The organism is Methylobacterium sp. Leaf117 (genome assembly GCF_001422985.1).
Lineage (GTDB): Bacteria > Pseudomonadota > Alphaproteobacteria > Rhizobiales > Beijerinckiaceae > Methylobacterium.
Genome location: NZ_LMNL01000012.1, coordinates 447,016 through 467,207, shown reverse-complemented (window position 1 = coordinate 467,207; position 20,192 = coordinate 447,016). Strand labels below are relative to the sequence as shown.

18 protein-coding genes are annotated in these 20,192 nt (G+C 68.7%); 7 read left to right on the top strand and 11 right to left on the bottom strand.

The window, feature by feature from the left end:
- Positions 1-39: 39 nt before the first annotated feature.
- A complete protein-coding gene (locus ASF57_RS09110; protein ID WP_056482176.1) occupies positions 40-1,362 on the bottom strand; it encodes a homoserine dehydrogenase in 1,323 nt (440 codons plus the stop codon).
- A 172-nt stretch (positions 1,363-1,534) separates the two neighbouring features.
- Complete coding sequence (locus ASF57_RS09105; RefSeq protein WP_056482774.1) at positions 1,535-2,239, bottom strand: ceramidase domain-containing protein; 705 nt, start codon at positions 2,237-2,239, stop codon at positions 1,535-1,537.
- Positions 2,240-2,414: 175 nt separating this feature from the next.
- On the opposite strand from ASF57_RS09105, the gene xth reads away from it, so the two are divergent.
- Both xth and ASF57_RS09095 read left to right on the top strand, forming a co-directional pair.
- Positions 2,415-3,209: an exodeoxyribonuclease III gene (gene xth / locus ASF57_RS09100; RefSeq protein WP_056482173.1), complete on the top strand. Its 795-nt coding sequence runs from the start codon at positions 2,415-2,417 to the stop codon at positions 3,207-3,209.
- A gap of 82 nt (positions 3,210-3,291) precedes the next feature.
- A complete protein-coding gene (locus ASF57_RS09095) occupies positions 3,292-3,921 on the top strand; it encodes a glutathione S-transferase family protein (RefSeq protein WP_056184154.1) in 630 nt (209 codons plus the stop codon).
- A gap of 46 nt (positions 3,922-3,967) precedes the next feature.
- Here the strand turns inward: ASF57_RS09095 and ASF57_RS09090 are convergent, their stop codons facing one another.
- The 5 genes from ASF57_RS09090 to ASF57_RS09070 all read right to left on the bottom strand — a co-directional run bounded on the left by ASF57_RS09090 (position 3,968) and on the right by ASF57_RS09070 (position 10,146).
- Positions 3,968-4,735, bottom strand: a complete 768-nt coding sequence (locus ASF57_RS09090) for a tetratricopeptide repeat protein (RefSeq protein WP_200935847.1) — start codon at positions 4,733-4,735, stop codon at positions 3,968-3,970.
- A gap of 118 nt (positions 4,736-4,853) precedes the next feature.
- A complete protein-coding gene (gene ilvD, locus ASF57_RS09085; RefSeq protein WP_056184157.1) occupies positions 4,854-6,584 on the bottom strand; it encodes a dihydroxy-acid dehydratase in 1,731 nt (576 codons plus the stop codon).
- Between the two features lie 354 nt (positions 6,585-6,938).
- Positions 6,939-7,754 (bottom strand): ethanolamine ammonia-lyase subunit EutC, encoded by an 816-nt coding sequence (gene eutC, locus ASF57_RS09080; protein ID WP_056482170.1) that lies wholly within the window; start codon positions 7,752-7,754, stop codon positions 6,939-6,941.
- The gene (locus ASF57_RS09075) at positions 7,751-9,148 is read right to left on the bottom strand and encodes an ethanolamine ammonia-lyase subunit EutB (protein WP_056482167.1); all 1,398 of its coding nucleotides are present in this window, start codon (positions 9,146-9,148) and stop codon (positions 7,751-7,753) included. The genes eutC and ASF57_RS09075 overlap by 4 nt, the downstream gene beginning before the upstream one ends.
- Before the next feature lie 137 nt (positions 9,149-9,285).
- The gene (locus ASF57_RS09070) at positions 9,286-10,146 is read right to left on the bottom strand and encodes a transglutaminase family protein (protein WP_056184357.1); all 861 of its coding nucleotides are present in this window, start codon (positions 10,144-10,146) and stop codon (positions 9,286-9,288) included.
- A 301-nt stretch (positions 10,147-10,447) separates the two neighbouring features.
- Here ASF57_RS09070 and ASF57_RS09065 point away from each other — a divergent pair, with 301 nt between their 5' ends.
- The gene (locus ASF57_RS09065) at positions 10,448-10,924 is read left to right on the top strand and encodes a hypothetical protein (protein WP_056482164.1); all 477 of its coding nucleotides are present in this window, start codon (positions 10,448-10,450) and stop codon (positions 10,922-10,924) included.
- A gap of 41 nt (positions 10,925-10,965) precedes the next feature.
- Here ASF57_RS09065 and ASF57_RS09060 read toward each other — a convergent pair whose 3' ends face one another.
- Genes ASF57_RS09060 through ASF57_RS09050 form a run of 3 tightly spaced genes read right to left on the bottom strand, consistent with a single transcriptional unit; the run spans position 10,966 to position 13,963 of the window.
- Positions 10,966-11,562, bottom strand: a complete 597-nt coding sequence (locus tag ASF57_RS09060; RefSeq protein WP_056184166.1) for an LUD domain-containing protein — start codon at positions 11,560-11,562, stop codon at positions 10,966-10,968.
- Positions 11,559-13,223 (bottom strand): lactate utilization protein B, encoded by a 1,665-nt coding sequence (locus ASF57_RS09055; protein WP_156376033.1) that lies wholly within the window; start codon positions 13,221-13,223, stop codon positions 11,559-11,561. Before ASF57_RS09055 ends, ASF57_RS09060 begins: the two co-directional genes overlap by 4 nt.
- On the bottom strand, positions 13,220-13,963 hold the full coding sequence (locus ASF57_RS09050; protein ID WP_056184171.1) for a (Fe-S)-binding protein: 744 nt from the start codon (positions 13,961-13,963) through the stop codon (positions 13,220-13,222). Before ASF57_RS09050 ends, ASF57_RS09055 begins: the two co-directional genes overlap by 4 nt.
- Before the next feature lie 693 nt (positions 13,964-14,656).
- Between ASF57_RS09050 and ASF57_RS09045 the strand changes: the two genes are divergently transcribed.
- Together ASF57_RS09045 and ASF57_RS09040 are read left to right on the top strand one after the other, a co-directional pair.
- On the top strand, positions 14,657-16,600 hold the full coding sequence (locus tag ASF57_RS09045; protein ID WP_056482161.1) for an EAL domain-containing protein: 1,944 nt from the start codon (positions 14,657-14,659) through the stop codon (positions 16,598-16,600).
- A 212-nt stretch (positions 16,601-16,812) separates the two neighbouring features.
- The gene (locus tag ASF57_RS09040; protein ID WP_056482158.1) at positions 16,813-17,463 is read left to right on the top strand and encodes a hypothetical protein; all 651 of its coding nucleotides are present in this window, start codon (positions 16,813-16,815) and stop codon (positions 17,461-17,463) included.
- A gap of 424 nt (positions 17,464-17,887) precedes the next feature.
- On the opposite strand, the gene ASF57_RS09035 is transcribed toward ASF57_RS09040, so the two are convergent.
- The gene (locus ASF57_RS09035) at positions 17,888-18,274 is read right to left on the bottom strand and encodes a helix-turn-helix domain-containing protein (RefSeq protein ID WP_056482155.1); all 387 of its coding nucleotides are present in this window, start codon (positions 18,272-18,274) and stop codon (positions 17,888-17,890) included.
- A gap of 105 nt (positions 18,275-18,379) precedes the next feature.
- On the opposite strand from ASF57_RS09035, the gene ASF57_RS09030 reads away from it, so the two are divergent.
- Positions 18,380-19,126: an NAD(P)-binding domain-containing protein gene (locus ASF57_RS09030; protein ID WP_056482152.1), complete on the top strand. Its 747-nt coding sequence runs from the start codon at positions 18,380-18,382 to the stop codon at positions 19,124-19,126.
- Positions 19,127-19,161: 35 nt separating this feature from the next.
- Positions 19,162-20,154 (top strand): zinc-dependent alcohol dehydrogenase family protein, encoded by a 993-nt coding sequence (locus ASF57_RS09025; RefSeq protein WP_056482149.1) that lies wholly within the window; start codon positions 19,162-19,164, stop codon positions 20,152-20,154.
- Positions 20,155-20,192 lie beyond the last annotated feature (38 nt).

The following is a 20,192-nucleotide window of genomic DNA, read 5'->3' as shown; positions in this document are numbered from 1 at the left end:
GTGGGTCCACACACCGTACCAAACCGGACGGAACCGTCGCTACTCGCGCTCGATCCGGATCAGCTGAGGCGCCTCGGCCAGCAACCCGTCCTGCGCGATGGCATCGAGGGCCGCCCGGATGGTGCCCTCGGTGGCCGCGTAGGTGATCAGCACCAGGGGCACCGGCTGCCCCGAGCGGCCGTGCGGGTCCTTCGTGGCGGCGCTCTCCGAGCGGCGCTGCAGGATGCTCTCGATCGAGATGTCGCGCTCGGCCATGCGGGTGGCAACGCCGGCCGCGACGCCGGGGCGGTCGTGCACGGTGAGGCGGATGTAGTAGCCGCCTTCGTGCCGCTGCATGGCGACGCGCTGCGACGGACTCAAGGCGGCCGCGGCCCGCCCAAAGGTCGGGCGCCGGGTGCCGGCGGCGATGTCGGTGATATCCGCGACCACGGCCGAGGCGGTGGCCTCGCCCCCGGCGCCGGGGCCGATCAGGGTGAGCTCGCCCACCGCGTCGGCGTCGATGGTGACCGCGTTGGTCACGCCCATGACCTGCGCGATGGCGGAGGATTTCGGCACCATCGTCGGGTGGACCCGCTGCTCGATGCCGCCGGCCGCCGCCTGGGCCACGCCCAGGAGCTTGATCCGGTAGCCGAGTTCCTCCGCCATGGTCAGGTCGAGGGGCTGGATCGCCGAGATGCCCTCGACCGAGACGCCCTCGGCGTCGATTTCGGTGCCGAAGGCGAGGCTGGTCAGGATGGCGAGCTTGTGCGCGGTGTCGAAGCCCTCGACATCGAAGGTCGGGTCGGCCTCGGCATAGCCCAGGGCCTGGGCGTCCTTGAGGCAGGCCTCGAAGGTCAGGCCCTCGCGCTCCATCCGGGTCAGGATATAGTTGCAGGTGCCGTTCATGATTCCGTAGACGCGCGACACGGCATTGCCGGTCAGGCCCTCGCGCAGGGCCTTGATCACCGGGATGCCGCCCGCGACGGAGGCCTCGTAGGCCAGGGCCACGCCCGCCGCCTCGGCCTGCCGGGCTAGGGCCGCGCCGTGCTTGGCGAGCAGTGCCTTGTTGGCGGTGACCACGTGCTTGCCGGCCGCGAGGGCGGCCTCGACGGTGGCCCGGGCCGGGCCTTCGGCACCCCCGATCAGCTCCACCACGCAATCGACCTCGCCCGAGCGCGCCAAAGCCACTGGATCGTCGAACCAGCTCACGCCCGCGAGGTCGAGGCCCCGGTCGCGGCCCTTGTCGCGCGAGGAGACGGCGGTGACGCGAATCGCCCGCCCGCTGGTCTGCCCGAGGGCTTCGGCCCGGCGGGCGACCATGCGGACGACGGCGGCGCCCACGGTGCCGAGGCCGGCAACGCCGAGGCGAAGGCTCTGTGTCATGGCTGTCTGTCCGTCACTCTGTCGCGCCGTGGACCTGCCGCGCCGGCGGTGAACCCGGCGGGGGTCTCGCGTCGATCGGCGGATGCGTGCGCCGCGCTCGACGCGGCCCGATCTTCTGCAACGAATTGTCGGGGGGCGCAACAAAACGGCGGTCCGCCGCCGTCCGTGCGGGTCACGCACCGCGCCGGCGGTAGCGGACGGCGGTGAGGGTCAGCCCGAAGAGCACGCCCGCGTTCAGGACATGCCACAGGGCATGGGTGCCCAGCGGCCAGACCGGGCAGATTGCCCGGTCCAGGGTGCGGAGGGTCAGCGACAGGCAGAACAGGGCCGCGATCCACAGGAGCGCCCGCCCGGCCTCGGCGCGGGCCGGGCCGAGGGCACAAGCCTGGGGCCGCAGCAGGCCGGCGGCGACGCCCGCCAGCGCCAGGATGGCCGGAAGGTAGGCGACCGAACCGTTGGTGAGCACCTCCGTCGAGCGCCCGGTGAGCGCGTCGAGGGCCGGCTCCAGGCCGAAGCCGAAGGCCGCGAAGGCCAGGGTGGCCAGGAGCGCGGGCGCGAGGCCGAGGCCGAAGAAGCGCCGCAGGGCGAGCAGGACGTAGCCGTGGATGAACAGCGCGATCGGGATCACGTCGGCCAGCAGCGACCAGCGCACCGCCAGGGTGTGGAACAGGAACGAGCCCAGGCCCACCATTGCCATCAGGGCGCCGAGGAGCAGCGCCGGTCCGTCGGAGCGTCCCGAGCGCCGAATCCGCCAGACCACGGCGGCGGAGGCGGCCAGGAAGGCCCCGTTCGACAGGGCGTTGACCGGCTCTGCCCAGAAGCCCGGATCGGACCGCTCGCAATAGGCGCAGATCGGTGCCCACCAGTCCCCGGCCATCCGGCCCTCCATCCCAGGCCTCGAGCCTTGCGCTCCGGGAACCTTGCCCGCTTCGAGCCTTGCCCGCCTCAAGCCTTGCCCGCCTCAAGCCTTGCCCGCTTCGAGCCTTGCCAGCCGGAAGCGAAGGCCCGATGACGGACCTTCGCGCGCAAACGCCCTCAGAGACCCCCTGCCCATGCGGATCGCCACCTGGAACGTCAACTCGATCAAGCAGCGCGTCGGGCACCTCGTCGGGTTCCTCGACGACGCCAAGCCGGACGTGGTCTGCCTGCAGGAGCTGAAATGTCAGGACGAGGGCTTTCCCCGGGCCGAGATCGAGGCGGCGGGTTACGCAGTCGAGACCCTCGGTCAGAAGGCCTATAACGGAGTCGCCCTGCTGGTCCGGGCACCGCTCGCCATGTCCGAGATCCGCCGCGGCCTGCCGGGCGACGACACCGACGAGCAGGCCCGCTACATCGAGGCGCTGATCTCCGGCGAGGGTGTGCGGCCGGTCCGGGTCGCCTCGATCTACCTGCCGAACGGCAACCCGGTCGACACCCCGAAATACCCCTACAAGCTCGGCTTTCTGGAGCGCTTGCGCGCCCACGCGCGGGCTCTGCGCGAGACCGAGGAGGCGCTGGTCCTGGCCGGTGACTACAACGTCATCCCGGAGCCCGAGGACGCCGCCGATCCCGAGGCCTGGCGCGCGGACGCGCTGTTCCTGCCACAGAGCCGGGCGGCGTTCCGCGCCCTCCTGGCCGAGGGCTTCACGGATGCGGTCCGCGCCTGCGATCCGCGGCCGGGCCTCTACAGCTTCTGGGACTACCAGGCCGGCGCCTGGAACCGGAATGCCGGCATCCGCATCGACCACCTGCTGCTCTCGCCTCAGGCCGCCGACCGGCTGGTCTCGGCCTCGGTGCAGAAGCACCTGCGCGGCCTGGAGAAGCCCTCCGACCACGTACCGGTGACGGTGGAACTCACCGACGCGTGAGCGAACGAACGGCTCCCCCGGGGGTTGGGCTACGCTGTCTCTATGCGCAGACGCTGCCCCATCCACCAGGAGAAACCCCCGCGTGAAACTCTACGGCACCGGTTATTCGCCCTACGTCCGCAAGGTCCTCGTCGCCCTGGCCGAGAAGCGCCAGGATTTCGAGCACATCCCGCTGTTCTTCCACGACACGGATCCGGCCTTCCAGGCGGCGAGTCCGCTCGGCAAGATCCCGGCTTTCGACGATGACGGCTTTCTGCTCGCCGATTCCTCGGCGATCCTGACTTATCTCGAAGCGAAGGTTCCGAGCCCGGCGCTGTACCCGACCGACGCCAAGGCGCTCGGCCGCGCGATCTGGTTCGACAAGTACGGCGACACCGAGATGTTCGACGTGATCATCAAGCCGTTCGCCAACCGGGTCGTGAAGCCGAAGATGCAGGGCAAGCCCGGCGACGAGGCCGCCGTCACCAAGGCGCTGACCGAGGAACTGCCGCCCATCTACGATTACCTGGAGGCGCAGATCGACGGGCCCTACCTCGTCGGTGATGCCTTCAGCATCGCGGACATCTCGGTGGTGACGGGTTTCCACAACCTGCATCTGGCGGGCGAGCGGGTCGATGCCGGGCGCTGGCCCAAGCTGGCGGCCTATGTCGACGCCATCCTGGCGCGGCCGTCCTTCGTCACCGCCCTGGCGGCGCGGACGAGCGCGAACTGACGGTTCCGCTCGAATTCGCTGCGGGATCCATCCGATCCCGCGCGGGTCAGCGGCGGCGGCGGGCCGAGCCGGTGACCTGCGCGCTGGCCTGGGAGGCCTGCTCCATCGCGGCGGCGCGGTCCTCCTCGCTCGCCGAGGCCCAGACCTTCTCGTAGAGGGCGACGATCCAGTCGTCCTTGCGCCCCTGTGCGGCGTCGCGGGCCATCGACAGCCACATCAGCCCGCGGGCGCGCTGGGCCGGTACGCCCTGGCCGTTGACCAGGAGTTGGCCCAGCAGGGCCTGGGCCGGGGCATGACCCTTCTCGGCGGCGAGGTTGAACCAGCGCGCGGCCTGGCGCGCATCGGTGTCGACGCCGGTGCCGTCGAGGTAGAGGCGGCCGAGATTGTACTGCGCGTTCGGGTCGCCGAAATACGAGGCGGCATAGTTGAACATGTCGTAGGCGCGCTCGGGATTCGGGCGCACGTAGGTGCCCTTGATCCCGTCGAGGAAGTAGGCCCCGAGCGCCGTGAAGGCGCTCGCGACCACGCCCGAGTTCTGGGCATCCGGCCCCTCGTCGGTCGGATCGTCGGCGATGCGCGAGAAGAACTCGAACGCCTTGAGGTCGTCGTGGGGCACGCCGTCGCCCTCCGCATACATGCGGCCGAGCTTCCACAGCGCCAGGGCATGGCCCTGGTCGGCGGCATATTCGAGGGCGCGGGCGGCGCCGACCTTGTCGCCGGCATTGTAGTCACGCACGCCCGTGCGCAGGGCCTCGCGGGCGCTGCGATAGTTGCCGGTCGGCACGGGTGTCCGCACGGTGGCGTCGAGCGCCATCGCCGGACCGGCGCCGAGGAACACGAGCCCCGCCGCCGCCGCGAGCCGACGGACGCGCAGCGCCAGCGGCCGATCCCGGGCGGCCCGGACCGGCCGCAGGGCGCGGCCGTGGGCTGTCCTAGATGTCCGCATAGGTGTGCGTCTCCTCGGCGCCGCCCGGATGGGTCACCGCGCCGTTCACCGCCGGACCGACGGTCTGCTGGTACTTCCACAGGTAGCCGGAGGTGGCCGAGTTGGTGCGCGGGGTCCAGGCGGCCCGGCGCTTGGCGAATTCCTCGTCGGTCACGGCCACGTCGAGCGTGCCCTTGATGGCGTCGAGGGTGATGACGTCGCCGTCCTGGATCAGGCCGATCGGGCCGCCGATCGCCGCCTCGGGGCCGACATGGCCGACGCAGAAGCCGCGGGTGGCGCCCGAGAAGCGTCCGTCGGTGATCAGCGCGACCTTGTCGCCCATCCCCTGCCCGTAGAGGGCGGCGGTGGTGGACAGCATCTCGCGCATGCCGGGGCCGCCCTTCGGACCCTCGTAGCGGATGACCAGCACCTCGCCTTCCCGGTAGGTGCGCTTCTGGACCGCCTCGAAGCAGGCCTCCTCGCCGTCGAAGACGCGGGCCGGGCCGGTGAAGACCTGCTTGTCCTCCGACATGCCCGCCACCTTCACGATGGCACCCTCGGGGGCGAGGTTGCCGCGCAGGCCGACGACGCCGCCGGTCGGCGTGAGGGGCGTGGCGGCGGAGCGGACCACGTCCTGGTCCGGGTTCCAATGCACCTTCTCCATGTTCTCCGCCATGGTGCGGCCGGTCACGGTCATGCAGTCGCCGTGCAGGAAGCCGTGATCCAGCAGCGTCTTGAGCAGGAGCGGGATGCCGCCGACCTCGAACATGTCCTTGGCGACGTAGCGCCCGCCCGGCTTCAGGTCGGCGATGTAGGGCGTCCGCTTGAACACCTCGGCGACGTCGAACAGGTCGAACTTGATGCCGCATTCGTGGGCGATCGCCGGCAGGTGCAGGGCGGCGTTGGTGGAGCCGCCCGAGGCCGCGACGGCGGCCGCCGCGTTCTCCAGGCTCTTGCGGGTGACGATGTCGCGCGGGCGGATGTTCTTGGCGATGAGCTCCATCACCTTCTCGCCCGCGGTCATGCAGAATCTGTCGCGGATCTCGTAGGGCGCCGGGGCGCCGGCCGAATAGGGCAGCGCCAGGCCGATGGCCTCGGAGACGGTCGCCATGGTGTTGGCGGTGAACTGCGCGCCGCAGGCTCCGGCCGAGGGACAGGCGACCTGCTCCAGCTCGTCGAGATCGTCGAGGGACATGTCGCCGACCGCGACCTTGCCGACGGCCTCGAACAGGTCCTGCACCGTCACCGGGCGACCCCGGAAGGAGCCGGGCAGGATCGAGCCGCCATAGATGAAGATCGCCGGCACGTTGAGGCGCACCATCGACATCATCATGCCGGGCAGGGACTTGTCGCAGCCGGCCAGCCCCACGAGGGCGTCGTAGGCGTGGCCCCGCATGGTCAGCTCGACCGAATCGGCGATGACCTCGCGGGAGGGCAGCGAGGCGCGCATGCCGGCATGGCCCATGGCGATGCCGTCCGTCACCGTGATGGTGCAGAACTCGCGCGGGGTGCCGTTGGCGGCCGAGACGCCCTTCTTGACCGCCTGCGCCTGGCGCATCAGCGAGATGTTGCAGGGCGCGGCCTCGTTCCAGCACGAGGCGACGCCCACCAGCGGCTGGTGAATCTGCTCGCGGGTGAGGCCCATGGCGTAGAGGTACGAGCGGTGGGGGGCGCGCTCGGGCCCCTCCGTGACATGGCGGCTCGGAAGCTTCGACTTGTCGGTTTTACGCGCGTCCATCGTGGTGTCTCGCCGCCCCGGCCTGATCCGCATGGGTGAGCTCGGGGCGACCGCGGACAGGTGGGTGCGTTCCGGGGAAACCCACGGCGCGCGGTCCCACCGGACCGTTTCTCGGAAAGCGTCTGAACTCCGCGGTAAAGCGTTGGGGGGACTATCGTTTACCGCGCTTGCTGAGGTGGTCCCGGTTTATGGCGGGATCGCGGCGGCGAAAGGGGTCTCCCAAGGCAAAGTCGGGATGCTTTCAGGGTGTTGCGACCCCGCCACAGCCACGCTTTGGTGCGGAAAACCTTCCGAACAACCTGCGCCCGCAGCGGTTTTCGCGCTCCGGCGTCTTGGCGGAGCTTGGCCGGGCCTTCAGGCGGGCGGCTGCCCCGTCGGGCCGGGCCCGAGCTTCGTCGGGTCCGGCGCCGCCTCCAGGGCCGGCCCGCTGCCGTCCTTCAGGGAAACGCCCGAGATCCCCAGGGCGAAGGCCTGGGTCAGCAGCCAGTCGAGCTTGAAGGCGGCCAGTTCGTGCGAGAGCCCGGCCGGGCGCACGTTCGAGATGCAGTTGCGCTCGGCATCCGAGCGCCCCACCCGCGGGCCGAAAGTGAGGTAGAGCCCGAGGCTGTCCGGCGAGGACAGGCCGGGCCGTTCGCCGATGATCACCACTACGGCGCGGGCTTTCAGCGCGGCGCCGATGCCGTCGCCGAGGGCGACCCGGGCTTGCGTCGCCACCACGACGGGGGCGAGGCGCCAGCCGGCGCGCGCGATGTGCGGCTGGAAGGCGGCGAGGAAGCCGGCCGCGCCCTCGTGCACCGCCCGCGCCGAGAGCCCGTCCGCGACCACCAGGGCGAGGTCGACCGGCCCGTCGCCCCGGGCCGCGAGGGCGGCCTGCGCCTCGTCCCCGAGGGCACGGCCGAGGTCGGGGCGGCGCAGGTAGGTCGCCCGGTCCGGCGCGGCGGAGGCCAGCGCCAGGGTGTCGAAGCCGAGCGCCGCGATGCCGGCCCTGACCGTCTCCCCGTCGAGGGGCGTGTGCACGGCGTCGCGGGCCTGGGCGTGGGCGAGGCCGAAGCGCAGCACCTCGCGGGTGGGCAGGCCGGACCCGACCCGTCCGAGGCCGATGCGGGCGGGGGTGAGCCGCGCGAGGCGGGCCCAGGGATCGGTGTCCGTCGCGGTGTGATCGTCGCTCATGCGGCCATCCCCCGATCGCCCAGGCCGGGGGCGGCGGCGATGAGGCGGGCGCTCGGCCCCTCCTGCAGCAGGGTGCCGTCCGCGTCGGTGAGCCCGATCTGCGCGAGCCAGGCCTCGAATTCCGGGGCGCGCTTCAGGCCCAGCACCTCGCGCAGGTAGAGCGAGTCGTGGAACGAGGTCGACTGGTAGTTCAGCATCACGTCGTCGGCCCCCGGAATGCCCATGACGAAGTTGCAGCCCGCCGTCCCCAGCAGGGTCAGCAGGGTGTCCATGTCGTTCTGGTCGGCCTCGGCGTGGTTGGTGTAGCAGACGTCCACTCCCAGCGGCACGCCCATGAGCTTGCCGCAGAAATGGTCCTCCAGCCCGGCCCGGATGATCTCCTTGCCGTCGTAGAGGTATTCCGGCCCGATGAAGCCCACCACGGTGTTGACGAGCAGCGGCCGGAACGGGCGCGCCACCGCGTAGGCCCGCGCCTCCAAGGTCTGCTGATCGATGCCGTGGTGCTGGCCGGCCGAGAGGGCCGAGCCCTGCCCGGTCTCGAAATACATGCAGTTGTCGCCGATTGTGCCGCGCTTGAGGGCCAGCGCCGCCTCGTGCGCCTCCCGGAGGATCGGCAGGGTCACGCCGAAGCTGGCATTGGCCCCTTGCGTGCCGGCGATCGACTGGAACACCAGATCGACCGGCAGGCCCCGGTTCATCGCCTCGATCGTGGTGGTGACGTGGGTGAGGATGCAGCCCTGCGTCGGGATCTCCAGGCGCCGGATCAGGTCGTCGAAGAGGCGGAGCAGTCCGCTCAGGGTCGAGACCGAATCGGAGGCCGGGTTCAGGCCGATCACCGCGTCGCCGCAGCCGTAGGACAGGCCGTCGAGGATCGAGGCGGTGATGCCGGCGGCATCGTCGGTGGGGTGGTTCGGCTGCAGCCGCACCGCGAGGCGCCCCGGCAGCCCGATGGTGTTGCGAAAGCGCGTGACCACCCGGCACTTGCGCGCCACCAGGATCAGGTCCTGATTGCGCATGATCTTGCTGACCGCCGCCGCGATTTCCGGGGTGATGCCCGGCGCGATCCGCGCCAGGGTCTCGGACGTGGCCGTGAGCAGGAATTCGCGAAAGTCGCCGACCGTGAGATGGGCGATGTCCGCGAAGGCCGGCACGTCGTGGGTGTCGAGGATCAGCCGGGTGACGTCGTCGTCCTCGTAGGGAATCAGCGGCCGGGCCAGGATCTCGCGCAGGGGCACGTCGGCGAGGCACCAGCGCGCCGCCATCTCCTCCTCGGCCGATTCCGCCGCCACGCCGGCGAGCCGGTCGCCGGAGCGCACCGGCGTCGCCTTGGCCATCAGGGTCGCGAGATCGGCGAAGACGTGGGTGCGTGGACCGACGATGTGACGATAGGCCATGGCTCGACCCTCTCCTGAAGGACAGACATTCGCATCCTCGAACGCAGCCGCGAATGGGCCGCGCCGCGCCGCTCGCCACGAGGGGTACGGTACGCCCGCCGGCAGGGGAACCGGGGATCACCGCATCCTGTGACGCCTCAGGCCGCGCCCGCGTGCGGGGCCGGCTCCTCCGTGGAGATCGCGTCGACGGTGCGCTGGGGCGGGCTGCCCTGCCCGTCCGAGCGGCTGATCCGGATCTGCTGGTTGACCGGCTGCATGTTGCCCCAGGGGGTCGAGAACGCGATCTCGGCGGCATCGCGGCCGACGCCGATGCGCACCAGCCCGTCGAGGTCGGCCTGCCGTGTGGCGTCGAACAGCCACCAGCGCCCGTCGAGATAGGCCTCGAACACCGCGTGGAAATCGCTGGGCACGAGGCCGTGGGCGTAGCAGCTGACGAAGCGGGCCGGGATGCCGAGCGCCCGGCAGAAGGCGGCGCCGATATGCGCGAAGTCGCGGCAGACGCCGGCCCGCTTCAGCAGGCTCTCATGCGCCGTGGTCTCGCCGTCGCTGGAACCCGGCTGATAGGTCAGGTGGTCGTGAATCCAGTTGCAGATCGCGTTGACGCGCTGGTGGCCCTTCGGCAGCGCGCCGAACTCGGCCAGCGCGAACGGCGTCAGCCGGTCGGACGAGACGAAGCGGCTCGGCAGCAGGAACGGCAGGATGTCGAGGGGCAGTTGCGCGATCGGGGTCTCGTTCACCGTCGCCGGGTCGGCCCGGTGCACGGTCAGATCGACCTCGGCGTTGTATTCCAACGCGAACTGCCCGACCGGGACGTTGACGCCGAGATAGCGGTTCTGAAGGTCGGGCGTGATGTAGATGTCGCGCTTGAGGTCGGGGCTCAGCGTCAAGCTTTCACTGAGAATCTCGACGCTGCGCAGGCGCGCCACTTCAAGATTGAAGATGAAGGTCGTGTCCGAGAGGATGTTGTAGGATAAATTGCAGCCCAGTTGATAGCGCACCATCCGCTCCTTCGGCGACGTTTCCTATCTCTCAGCATAGCAAGGTTCGGGCCTGCGGGAGCGCCCGAGCGGGTTGGATTCTGAGATCGGACCGGGAGCGAGTGCCGATATCTCGATCGTTTCTTGGACATTTTTTAAAAACTGTAAATCTCAAGTTGCGAAATAGCGCGAATCAAGACAACTTAAGGTGTCCTCAAATGCATTCGCGGGAATCTCCCTTCCTGGCTGACACGAATGAGGAAACGTCGTGCTGCACCGGCAGTGGCCTGACGCCGATCACTGCTGCCGCGAGGAATCGTCCATGAGCGTTTCATTCAGTGTCGTCGGTGTTTTCTACCGCACCGAAGTCGATCTTGCGAACACGAAGGAAAACACTGTCGCCAACATCATGCAGTACCTGTATCAAGCCGATCCGAATTTTTTTTATACCCAGATCACGTTCGATCAGAACGAGATCGTCAATTCGATCGCCCGATACCACCCTGCCCCATTCACGGGCCGGACCGGAATTCCCTATCCGGCGGGGTTCTATCGCCTCGCCCAGAGCTTCACTGAGCCGACGCCGAATCCCTACTCGGTTTGGCAGTACTATCTCAGCGACCAGAACGGCGTCCGGCAGCCGACGCAGGCGAATTTCTCCTTCACCAAGGCGATGGTCGAGGACGGATGGTCGATTGTCTGGCGTCTGGTTACGATCTGCAACGCGCCAACCAATCTGGCCAAGCGGATGCGTAAGCTCGTTCCGTCCCCATTGCAGACGGCGATGGCGATGGCCTGACGCGACAAATCGAGCCTCGCCGCACGCAAAGCGGCGAGGCTTCAGTCCCGGCGCGGCACCAGGATCACCGTGAGCGAGCGCACGCCCTGCGCGCCGTGGATCAGCACGCCCTCGATGTCGGCGGTGGCCGAGGGGCCGGTGTGGAGCACGGCGTAATCGGCGCGGGCGAAATCCGGGCGGCGGTAGGCCGCCTGGATGTTCACCAGGATGTCGGCGGGGTCGAGGAGCACGATCAGGTGCTGGGCGAGGTAGGCGACCGCATTCACCTGCAGCTCGGCTTGCGTGAACAGCACCGAGCCGGTCTCGGCGACCCCGAACACCGCCCGCACGATGGCGACGTCGACGTCGGCGAGGTCCTGCGGCCGGGCCACGGCGCGCAGGTCGCGGTTGCCCGCGATCTCCGGTACGGCCGAGGCGATGACCGCCGCGCCGTCGAGGCGCTCGCGCACGCTGGCGAAGGGATCGGCGCCCGGGACCACCTCGGCCAGCCGGCCGCCCATGCGCTTCAGGCGCTCGCCGAACTCGGCCACGTGGTCGTCGCCGACGAGCGGCGCGAACAGCGGCACGTCCGGCAGCGGATAGTCGCCCGCCGGCCGGTTCTGGCGGATGCGCGCGAGGGTGGCTTCGCGGACGCTCATTTCACACCGTCCGAAATTTTGCTGCCCGAACTCCTGCTGCCCGCGCTCTTGTTGCCGGCGCTCTTGAGATCGGCCTTGCCCATGCGGTTCTGCTTGTACCAGGCATGGAAGGTCTGGCGCGGGGCCTCGGGCATCTCGCGGCCCTTCCCCCAGGTGTTGAGCGGGTTGTAGACGGCGAAGCGCGGCAGCACCTTGAGGGCGGAATCGGCGGCGCCGATGGCGGCCCGGTAGGTGGCGGGGCGGCTCAGCACCTGGCCCGCCGCCTTCATCATGCCCTGCTTCAGGAGCGGGATCTGATGTTCTTCCGCCAGGACCTTCCGCCAGGCGAAGATCTGCTCGTGGATGTTGATCTTCACCGGGCAGACATTGGTGCAGCTGCCGTTCATCGTCGAGGAGAACGGCAGGGTCGAGTATTTCCGCTTGTTGAAGGTCGGGTCGATGATCAGCCCGATCGGCCCCGAATAGGTGGCGCCGTAGGAAAGGCCGCCCGAGCGCCGGTAGACCGGGCAGGTGTTCATGCAGGCGCCGCAGCGGATGCATTTCAGCGAGGTCCAGAACTCCTCCATGCCGAGGCGCTCGGAGCGGCCGTTATCGACCAGCACCATGTGCATCTCGGTGCCCTTGCGGGGCGCGCGGAAATGCGAGGTGTACTGGGTGATCGGCGAGCCCAGAGCCGAGCGCGAGAGCAGGCGCAGGAACACCCCGAGATGCTCGATGCGCGGGATCAGCTTCTCGATGCCGATGGAGTGGATCTGAAGCTTCGGGACGTTGCCCGAGAGATCGGCATTGCCCTCGTTGGTGCAGGTCACCACCGTGCCGGTCTCCGCGATGGCGAAGTTGCAGCCGGTCAGCCCCGCATCCGCCTCCAGGATGAGCGGGCGCGTGTGCATGCGCTGGCTCTCGGCGAGGTAGTGGGCGTCGTCGTTCTCGGGGTCGGTCCCCATGGTGCGGGAGAAGACCTCGGCCACGTCGAAGCGGGTCTTGTGCACGGCCGGCACCACCACGTGACTCGGCTCCTCGTTGTCGAGCTGCTGGATGCGCTCGCCGAGGTCGGTCTCGATCACCTCGATGCCGGTGCCGGCCATGTAGTGCCGGAAGCCGCATTCCTCGGTGAGCATCGACTTCGACTTGATCAGCGATTTCGCGCCGTGATCCTTGAGGATTCCGTGGACGATGCGGTTGTGCTCGGCCCCGTCGGCGGCCCAGTGCACGTGAACGCCGTTGGCCTTGGCCTGGGCCTCGAACTGCTCGAGGTAGCGGTCGAGGTTCGCCAGGGTGTGCGTCTTGATCTGCGAGGCCAGCTCGCGCAGCTCCTCCCATTCGGGGATGCCGAAGGCGGCGGTGTCGCGCTTGGTGCGCAAATCCCAGAGCCGGGCGTCGTGCGCCTTCTGGTGCAGCGGTGCGGCGAGGAAGCGCTCGGCCGCCTCGGCCTGGTCGATCGGCCGGTCGCCCCGGATCTTGGCGCCGCGGGGCTGGGGCTCGCGGGGGGCCTTCGGGGAGATGGCCTTGGCCGAGATCGGCCGCGAGGCGCCCTCGGCGTGCTGGAGGCGCTGGCCGTCCTGGCCCCGCTCGCTCTCGTCGCTGCCGGCCAGCACCTCGGGATGGATCACGCCGTCGCGGCGCGCATCGTCACGGGGACGGAGTTCGTCTGACGCGCTCATGCGGTCGCTCCATTGAGGATGCGGGCGATGTGGATGTACTTGAGCGGCACGCCGAGGCGTTCGGCGCAGCCCTTCTGGTGCATCATGCAGGAGGAATCGGCCGAGACCACGTATTCGGCCCCGGCCTGGGCGTGGTCCGCCACCTTGTCGTAGCCCATCTTGGCCGAGACGGCGGGCTCGAACACCGAGAAGGTGCCGCCGAAGCCGCAGCATTCATCGGGCCGGGCCGGGGCCACGATCTCGATGCCCTTGACCTTCTTGAGGAGGTCGAGGGGCTTGGAAAAGAACGGCGCGTTCAGCTCGGACGGGCGGGCGTGGTGGATACCCCGGAGCGCGTTGCAATTGCCGTGGTAGCCGACCTTGTGGGGGAACTCGGCCCAGGGAAATTCCTCGACCTTGAGGATGTCGTGCAGGAACTCGACCAGCTCGAAGGTCTTGGCCCGCACCGCCTTGACCGCGTCGGTCTGCGGAATCGCCGTCAGATGCTCGCGCACCTGATGCACACAGGAGCCGGAGGGGGCCACCACGTAGTCGAACCCGGAGAAATTCTTGACGAACAGGGCCTCGGTGGCGGCCGCCTCGGCGTGGCAGCCGGTGTTGGTCATCGGCTGGCCGCAGCAGGTCTGGTCGAAGGGATACTGGACGTCGAGGCCGAAGCGCTCGAGCAACTCCAGGGTGGCGATGCCCACCTCCGGCTCGAAGGCGTCGACGTAGCACGGCACGAACAGTCCGATGCGCATGATGTGTCCTGGATGAATCCTGGCCCCGCGCGCCCGGCATTGCCTGCCGCCGACCGCCTTGGAAATGTTCTACTCTGGGTCCCGGTTTAGACCATCCCGCGCCACGGGGGAAAGCGCATTCGGCTGCATCGGGCTGCGTTGTGGAGACGCCCGTCCCGGTCACGGAGCTTCGGCGCCTGCGCACGGTGGGGATGGACAGCTTCCGGTCGTGCGGCCTCGTCCGAGATCAAGTCCGTCGGAAGTCGTGCTCCCGGAAACTCAGATGTCGATATCGGTCGCGTGTCTTCGGACACGGGTCCTCGCCCGCTGAACAGGAATTGTATCAAAGGTGACGATACGTTCCTGTGTGAGCTACAGTAAGCCCCGACGGCGGGACGGATTTCAGAAACCCTTTTGTCATAGATCAAAGTATGTCCATCCCCGGCTCCGGAAATTGTCCGACATATGTTATACAAAAAAAGTTGGGACCACTCGAATACAAAATGAAAGACCGCAAAAGCTCGCCGGCTTCATGAACCCTTAATTCATGGCCGGGATAAACCCCTGGGGTTGCAGGTGTCCTCCTGCCGGGAGGGATCAGGATGGCGGCACGTTTGGCAGCAATCCCCATGCGCTGCGCGGGGCGGGACGACCGCCCGAGCGCGCGCCGACGTCAACGATGAATTCGGCCAGAAACCCGACGAGGACATCGGCATGACCGGCAGGGTCCTGAGTTTTGCAGGCGTGCGCGACGACGACAGCGACCGCGGGAGGGCGCCGCCCATGAGCACGGCCTGGTCCCTGGCGCCGCGGCTGTCGGCGTGGCTGCTCGGGCGCGAGGCGGAGGCGGCCCCGCGCGTCGGGGAAGGTCCGATGCGGCCGGGCCAGGACGGGCTCGCCCTCGCCCTCGACAGCGGCGTCGAGGGGATCTGGGACTGGGATTTCGTCACCGGGCGGATCTGGGTGTCGCGGGCCTGGCTCGCCCGGCTCGGCTATGCCGGCGACACCGTCGAGACGCGTCAGCCGATGGAGCACATCATCCATCCGGACGACCGCGACCGCCTGAGCGCGGTGATGATCGAGCACATCCGGGGCGCCACCCTCGCCTTCGAGTGCGAGCACCGCGTGGTGTGCAGCGACGGCAGCGCGGTCTGGGTGCTCACCCGCGGGCGGGTGGTCGATCACGATCCGCAGGGACTCGCCCTGCGGGCGGTCGGCACCCAGATCGACATCACCCATCGGCGCGAGGCCGAGGCGCGGGTCGCCCACATGGCCCTGCACGACGATCTCACCGGGCTGCCGAACCGCCGCCTGTTCCGCCAGCGCCTCGAACAGGCGGTGGCGCAGGCCGAGCACGGCCCGCATCCGGCGGTGGTGCTGGCCTGCGATCTCGACGGCTTCAAGGTGGTCAACGACACCCTCGGCCACGAGGGCGGCGACCGCCTGCTCTGCGTGGTGGCCGAGCGGCTGCGCCGGGCGGCGGGCGCGTCCAACACCGTGGCGCGCCTCGGCGGCGACGAGTTCGCGGTGGTGCTGCAGGCTCCCGCCGGTCTGGAACAGAGTCCCACCGGTTTGGAACAGGCTGCCGCCGGTCTGGAACAGAGTCCCGCCGGTTTGGAACAGACTCCCGCCGGTTTTGGAGAGGAGGCCGCCGGTTTCGCGGAAGCCGACGCGGTGGCGGCCCGCATCATCGCGGCCCTCGGCGAGCCGATCGAGATCGACGGCATGAGCGTCGCGGTCGGCGTCGGCATCGGGTCGGCCCTGGCCTGGCGCGAGCGCATCAGCGCCGATGCCCTGCTGCGCCGGGCCGACATCGCGCTCTACGAGGCCAAGACCCTCGGGCGCGATACCTATCGGCGCTTCGCCCCGGCCCTGGCCGCGCGCCATTCGCGGCGCCAGGGCCTGGCCTTCGAGATGAAGGAGGCGATCCGGCGCGGCGACTTCTTCCTGGCCTACCAGCCCGTCGTCGACGTCGCCACCGACACGGTCACGGGCTGCGAGGCGCTGATGCGCTGGCGCCATCCCGAGCACGGGGTGATCGCGCCCGCCGAGTTCATTCCGGTGGCCGAGGAGACCGGCCTGATCGTGGCGCTCGGCAGCTGGGCCCTGATCGAGGCCTGCCGCGAGGCGATGGCCTGGCCCGAGGCGATCCGGGTCGCCGTCAACGTGTCGCCGGTGCAGGTGCGCGACGGCCTCGAACAGGCGGTGCGGCAGGCGCTGGACGCGGCCGGGCTGTCGGCCAGCCGGCTCAGGCTCGAAGTCACCGAAAGCGCCCTGATGAAGGACCCGGAGGCCGCGGTGGCGACGCTGCATCGCCTGCGGGCGCAGGGCGTGAAGATCGCCCTCGATGATTTCGGCACCGGATACGCGTCGCTGAGCTACCTGCGCCACTTCCCGTTCGACGAGATCAAGATCGACCGCACCTTCATCCGCGACATCGCCGAGCCGGACGCCGCCGCCATCGTGCGCGCGGTGGTCGGCCTCGGCGACCGCCTCGGCATGGCCATCGTGGCAGAGGGGGTGGAGACGTCGGAGCAGCTCGAACGCGTCCGCGGCGAGGGTTGCAGCGAAGTGCAGGGCTTCCTGTTCAGCCAGCCCCTCACCCCCGAGGCCGCCCGGGACTTCCTCCGGGCCGACCGCGCCCGGGCCGCAGCGTGACCGGGGCTACACCCCTGACCGGGACCAGAATCGTGACCGGTCGGACGACCCGCCTGATGAGCGCCGGCCCAAGAACAGGAAACCCGGTTCGAAAATAGGACCGCCGGCAAGATTTCGGCTAGATTTTCGGTTTTCGCACGCGTCTCATTTCCCCCAGAAATCCCGGCCGGTGCGGCCGAGCCCCGATTCTCCCCTCTGGCGACATCCGATCCATGGACGCACCCACGATCCTGTCCGGCCGCATCATGGTCGCCGACGGCCCCGAATTCGCCTGCACGGCGCAGTTCACCGAGTTGAAAGCCGACGATCCGCAGCCAAACGATCGACACGCCAACGATCGACACGCCAATGATCCGCAGGCCAACGATCTGCAAACCCTGACCGTGTTCACCCAGGCCCCGGGCCAGCTGCTCGCCGAGGCGGTGTGCTATCTCGACGGCATCGGCGCCGTCCCCGGCCGGATCACCGCGCGGAACCCGGACGGCCTGACCCTGCACCCGACGCTCAACGAGGAGCGCCGCAAGCGCATCACCGCACGGCTGGCCTGGAAGACCACCCGGGCCGGATGGACCACCGAGCAGCGCGAGGCCCTGCGCCTGGTGCCGGAACACCGCGAGGTGCAGGTGCGCTTCGCCGACGACGCGATCACAACCGGTGAAATGCTGCACGGCGAAATTCTGGACCTGTCCAGGACCGGCGCCAAGATCCAACTCTTCCGCGCCACCCCCGCCGCCATCGTCGGCGCCGCCGTGACGGCCGGCAAGCGCTTCGCCACCGTGGTCCGCGTCGAGGACACCGTCATCGCGATTCGCTTCCGCCTGCCGTTCAGCGACGAAACGTTCAATGCGAGCTTGGTGCTTTGACGTGGCGAGCTTGGTGCTTTGACGGGGCACGTCCGATCGTTGCACGCCGTAAGCCTGATCCTTTGACCCCCGTCGATGTCCACGAATTTGACCCCGGTCGGTCAGAGAAAGATCTTTCGTGACGGAAAGGCCTGCGCTTCAAGACATCGGACGGCCGAAGGCTCTTCGACGCGTGGATCGTCCTCGATGGCGGGCGCTATCGGCATGACACCGTGCGCCCGCAGGCTTGGCTGGCAGACGCCTGCCAGCCCGATGGGCGTCATGCGGGCCTTGACGGCTTGGCCGGCTGCGCTCCCTCCCCTCGGTGCGCGCCTGAAGCGAGCCGTGGCAGAGCATCCGACCGCCTGAGACCCGGTTCGGTCGTCCAGCGGATATCGGGGTTCACCCGACCGCGAAGCGGACGCTGATCCATGCGCCGATGGCATCAGCCGGCGATGTCAGCGGCCGCGACGCTCATCGCTTTCCGGCGTGCGAGGGCCCAATCGATCAGTGCCTCGATGGATGGCCCGAGCGCAACGCCCATCTCGCTGAGTGCATACTCAACCTTCGGCGGCACCTGGGGGTAGACCGTCCGGGTCACGATGCCGTCCTTCTCCAACTCCTTGAGCTGTTGGATCAGCATCTTCTGGTTCACGCCTTCGATCCGCTTCTCCAGCTCCGAGAACCGTAGCGGAACCTTCGCGGCGAAGAGCTGGACGATGATGACGATCTTCCACTTGCCCTCCAGCACCCGCAGGGTCTCGCTGGTCGCCGCCGCCCACACGAGCTGCTGCTTCGGGTCCTCGCAGAACCAATCGCGTCCCACACTCATACTAACCTCCAGGTGGGATACCCACCTTTTGGTAGGTACTTGCTGTTACCTCTACCTACCCATAGTTCCCGCTGCATCGCAACGGATGCGTTCAGGGAACACAGCATGAAGATCGGCATCATCGGCACCGGGCATATCGGGAAGTCGCTGGCCACGAAGCTCGGCGCGGCCGGTCACGATGTGAAGGTCGCCAACTCACGCGGTCCTGAAACCATCGGGGCCGACGTGTTGTCGTCGGGCGCCCGCGCCGTCACGGCACAGGATGCGGTCGCGCATGTCGACGTGGTCATTCTCTCGACCCCGCCGACCGGCATTCAGAAGATCGCCCCTCTGATCCAGGCGATACCCGAGAAGACCGTCATCATTGACACCTCGAACTACTACCCGATGCGCGATGGGACCATCGACGCCATCGAGGCCGGCCAGGTCGAGAGCCTCTGGGTCTCCGAGCAACTGGGCCGGCCCATCGTCAAGGCCTGGAACGCCATCGGTTCAGGCTCGTTGGCCGAGAAGGGCGCCCCATCCGGGACCCCAGGACGCATCGCCATCCCCGTCGCGGCGGACCGCGAGGAAGATCGTCGCGTGGGCATGCGTCTCGTGGAGGAGACCGGCTTCGACGCCTTCGATGCGGGGTCTCTGGCAGAGTCCTGGCGCCAGCAACCTGGGGCGCCGGGCTACTGCACCGACCTGACGCGGGAAGAGATGCCGGGCGCGCTCGCAGCGGCTGAGGCGGCTCGCCTGCCCAAGCGGCGCGACCTCGTGGTGGCGGTGGTTCAGGAGCGCGTCGGCGACGGCAAGACCAACCCGGATGCCGCGTTCGGCGTTCGCGTCGCACGTGCAATCTGCCTCTGACCCCTGACCTGGGCATTCACGAAAGGAAACGTCCTATGACCCGCGTTGTACGCTTTCACGAATACGGCTCCGCAGATGTGCTGCGCATCGAGGACATTGAGGTTCCCGGGCCTGCCGCCGATGAGGTGCAGGTTGCGGTTCGAGCCATCGGCCTCAACCGTGCGGAGGTGATGTTCCGCAAAGGCGCTTACCTGCAGGAAGCGAACTTCCCCTCGCAACTCGGCTACGAAGCAGCCGGTACGGTCAAGGCCATGGGCCGCGACGTGTCCGGGTTCGCCGAAGGCGACGCCGTCAGCGTCATCCCGACGCTCGATATGTCGCGTTGGCCCACCTATGGTGAGGTCATCAACATTCCCGCCCGCTACGTCGTGAAGCATCCGGCCGCCCTTTCGTTCGAGAAGGCGGCTGCATCCTGGATGCAGTACATCACCGCCTGGGGCGCACTCATCGATCAGGCGAAACTCACCGCCGGCGATGTCGTCATCGTATCGGCGGCGTCGAGCAGCGTCGGCATCGCTGCGTTCCAGATCGCCCGCAGCGTCGGCGCAACGGTGATCGCGACCACCCGCACGAACGCCAAGACGCAGGCGCTGCTCGATGCCGGCGCGCATCATGTGATCGCCACGGACGAGGGCAACCTGGCGGCGCGCGTGAAGGACATCACCGGCGGCAAGGGGGCCCGCGTGGTGTTCGATCCGATCGGTGGTCCTGCCATCGCGCAGTTTGCCGACGTCATGGCCGTGGGCGGCATCCTCCTGGAATATGGCGCCCTCAGCCCGGACGAGGGGCCATTCCCGCAATTCGCCGTTCTGGGCAAGAGCCTGACCCTGAAGGGATACCTCTACACCGAGATCGTCAGCGACGACGAGGCGCTTGCCCGTGCGAAGGCCTTCATCATCGAAGGACTGGAAAGCGGTAAGCTCAATCCGCTGGTGTCGCGGACCTTCCCGTTCGACCAGATCGTGGAAGCGACCCGATTCCTCGAATCCAACGAGCAGATCGGCAAGATCGTCCTGACGCTCGATTGATGGCGCGGATGCCGGGCTCTCCAGAGCCCGGCATCCCA

Excerpts from the sequence above, each read along its gene's own strand:
- ASF57_RS09110 (WP_056482176.1), bottom strand. The coding sequence starts at position 1,362 with ATGACACAGAGCCTTCGCCTCGGCGTTGCCGGCCTCGGCACCGTGGGC.
- ASF57_RS09105 (WP_056482774.1), bottom strand. The coding sequence starts at position 2,239 with ATGGCCGGGGACTGGTGGGCACCGATCTGCGCCTATTGCGAGCGGTCC.
- xth (WP_056482173.1), top strand. The coding sequence starts at position 2,415 with ATGCGGATCGCCACCTGGAACGTCAACTCGATCAAGCAGCGCGTCGGG.
- ASF57_RS09090 (WP_200935847.1), bottom strand. The coding sequence starts at position 4,735 with ATGGCGCTCGACGCCACCGTGCGGACACCCGTGCCGACCGGCAACTAT.
- ilvD (WP_056184157.1), bottom strand. The coding sequence starts at position 6,584 with ATGGACGCGCGTAAAACCGACAAGTCGAAGCTTCCGAGCCGCCATGTC.
- eutC (WP_056482170.1), bottom strand. The coding sequence starts at position 7,754 with ATGAGCGACGATCACACCGCGACGGACACCGATCCCTGGGCCCGCCTC.
- ASF57_RS09075 (WP_056482167.1), bottom strand. The coding sequence starts at position 9,148 with ATGGCCTATCGTCACATCGTCGGTCCACGCACCCACGTCTTCGCCGAT.
- ASF57_RS09065 (WP_056482164.1), top strand. The coding sequence starts at position 10,448 with ATGAGCGTTTCATTCAGTGTCGTCGGTGTTTTCTACCGCACCGAAGTC.
- ASF57_RS09060 (WP_056184166.1), bottom strand. The coding sequence starts at position 11,562 with ATGAGCGTCCGCGAAGCCACCCTCGCGCGCATCCGCCAGAACCGGCCG.
- ASF57_RS09055 (WP_156376033.1), bottom strand. The coding sequence starts at position 13,223 with ATGAGCGCGTCAGACGAACTCCGTCCCCGTGACGATGCGCGCCGCGAC.
- ASF57_RS09050 (WP_056184171.1), bottom strand. The coding sequence starts at position 13,963 with ATGCGCATCGGACTGTTCGTGCCGTGCTACGTCGACGCCTTCGAGCCG.
- ASF57_RS09045 (WP_056482161.1), top strand. The coding sequence starts at position 14,657 with ATGACCGGCAGGGTCCTGAGTTTTGCAGGCGTGCGCGACGACGACAGC.
- ASF57_RS09040 (WP_056482158.1), top strand. The coding sequence starts at position 16,813 with ATGGACGCACCCACGATCCTGTCCGGCCGCATCATGGTCGCCGACGGC.
- ASF57_RS09035 (WP_056482155.1), bottom strand. The coding sequence starts at position 18,274 with ATGAGTGTGGGACGCGATTGGTTCTGCGAGGACCCGAAGCAGCAGCTC.
- ASF57_RS09030 (WP_056482152.1), top strand. The coding sequence starts at position 18,380 with ATGAAGATCGGCATCATCGGCACCGGGCATATCGGGAAGTCGCTGGCC.
- ASF57_RS09025 (WP_056482149.1), top strand. The coding sequence starts at position 19,162 with ATGACCCGCGTTGTACGCTTTCACGAATACGGCTCCGCAGATGTGCTG.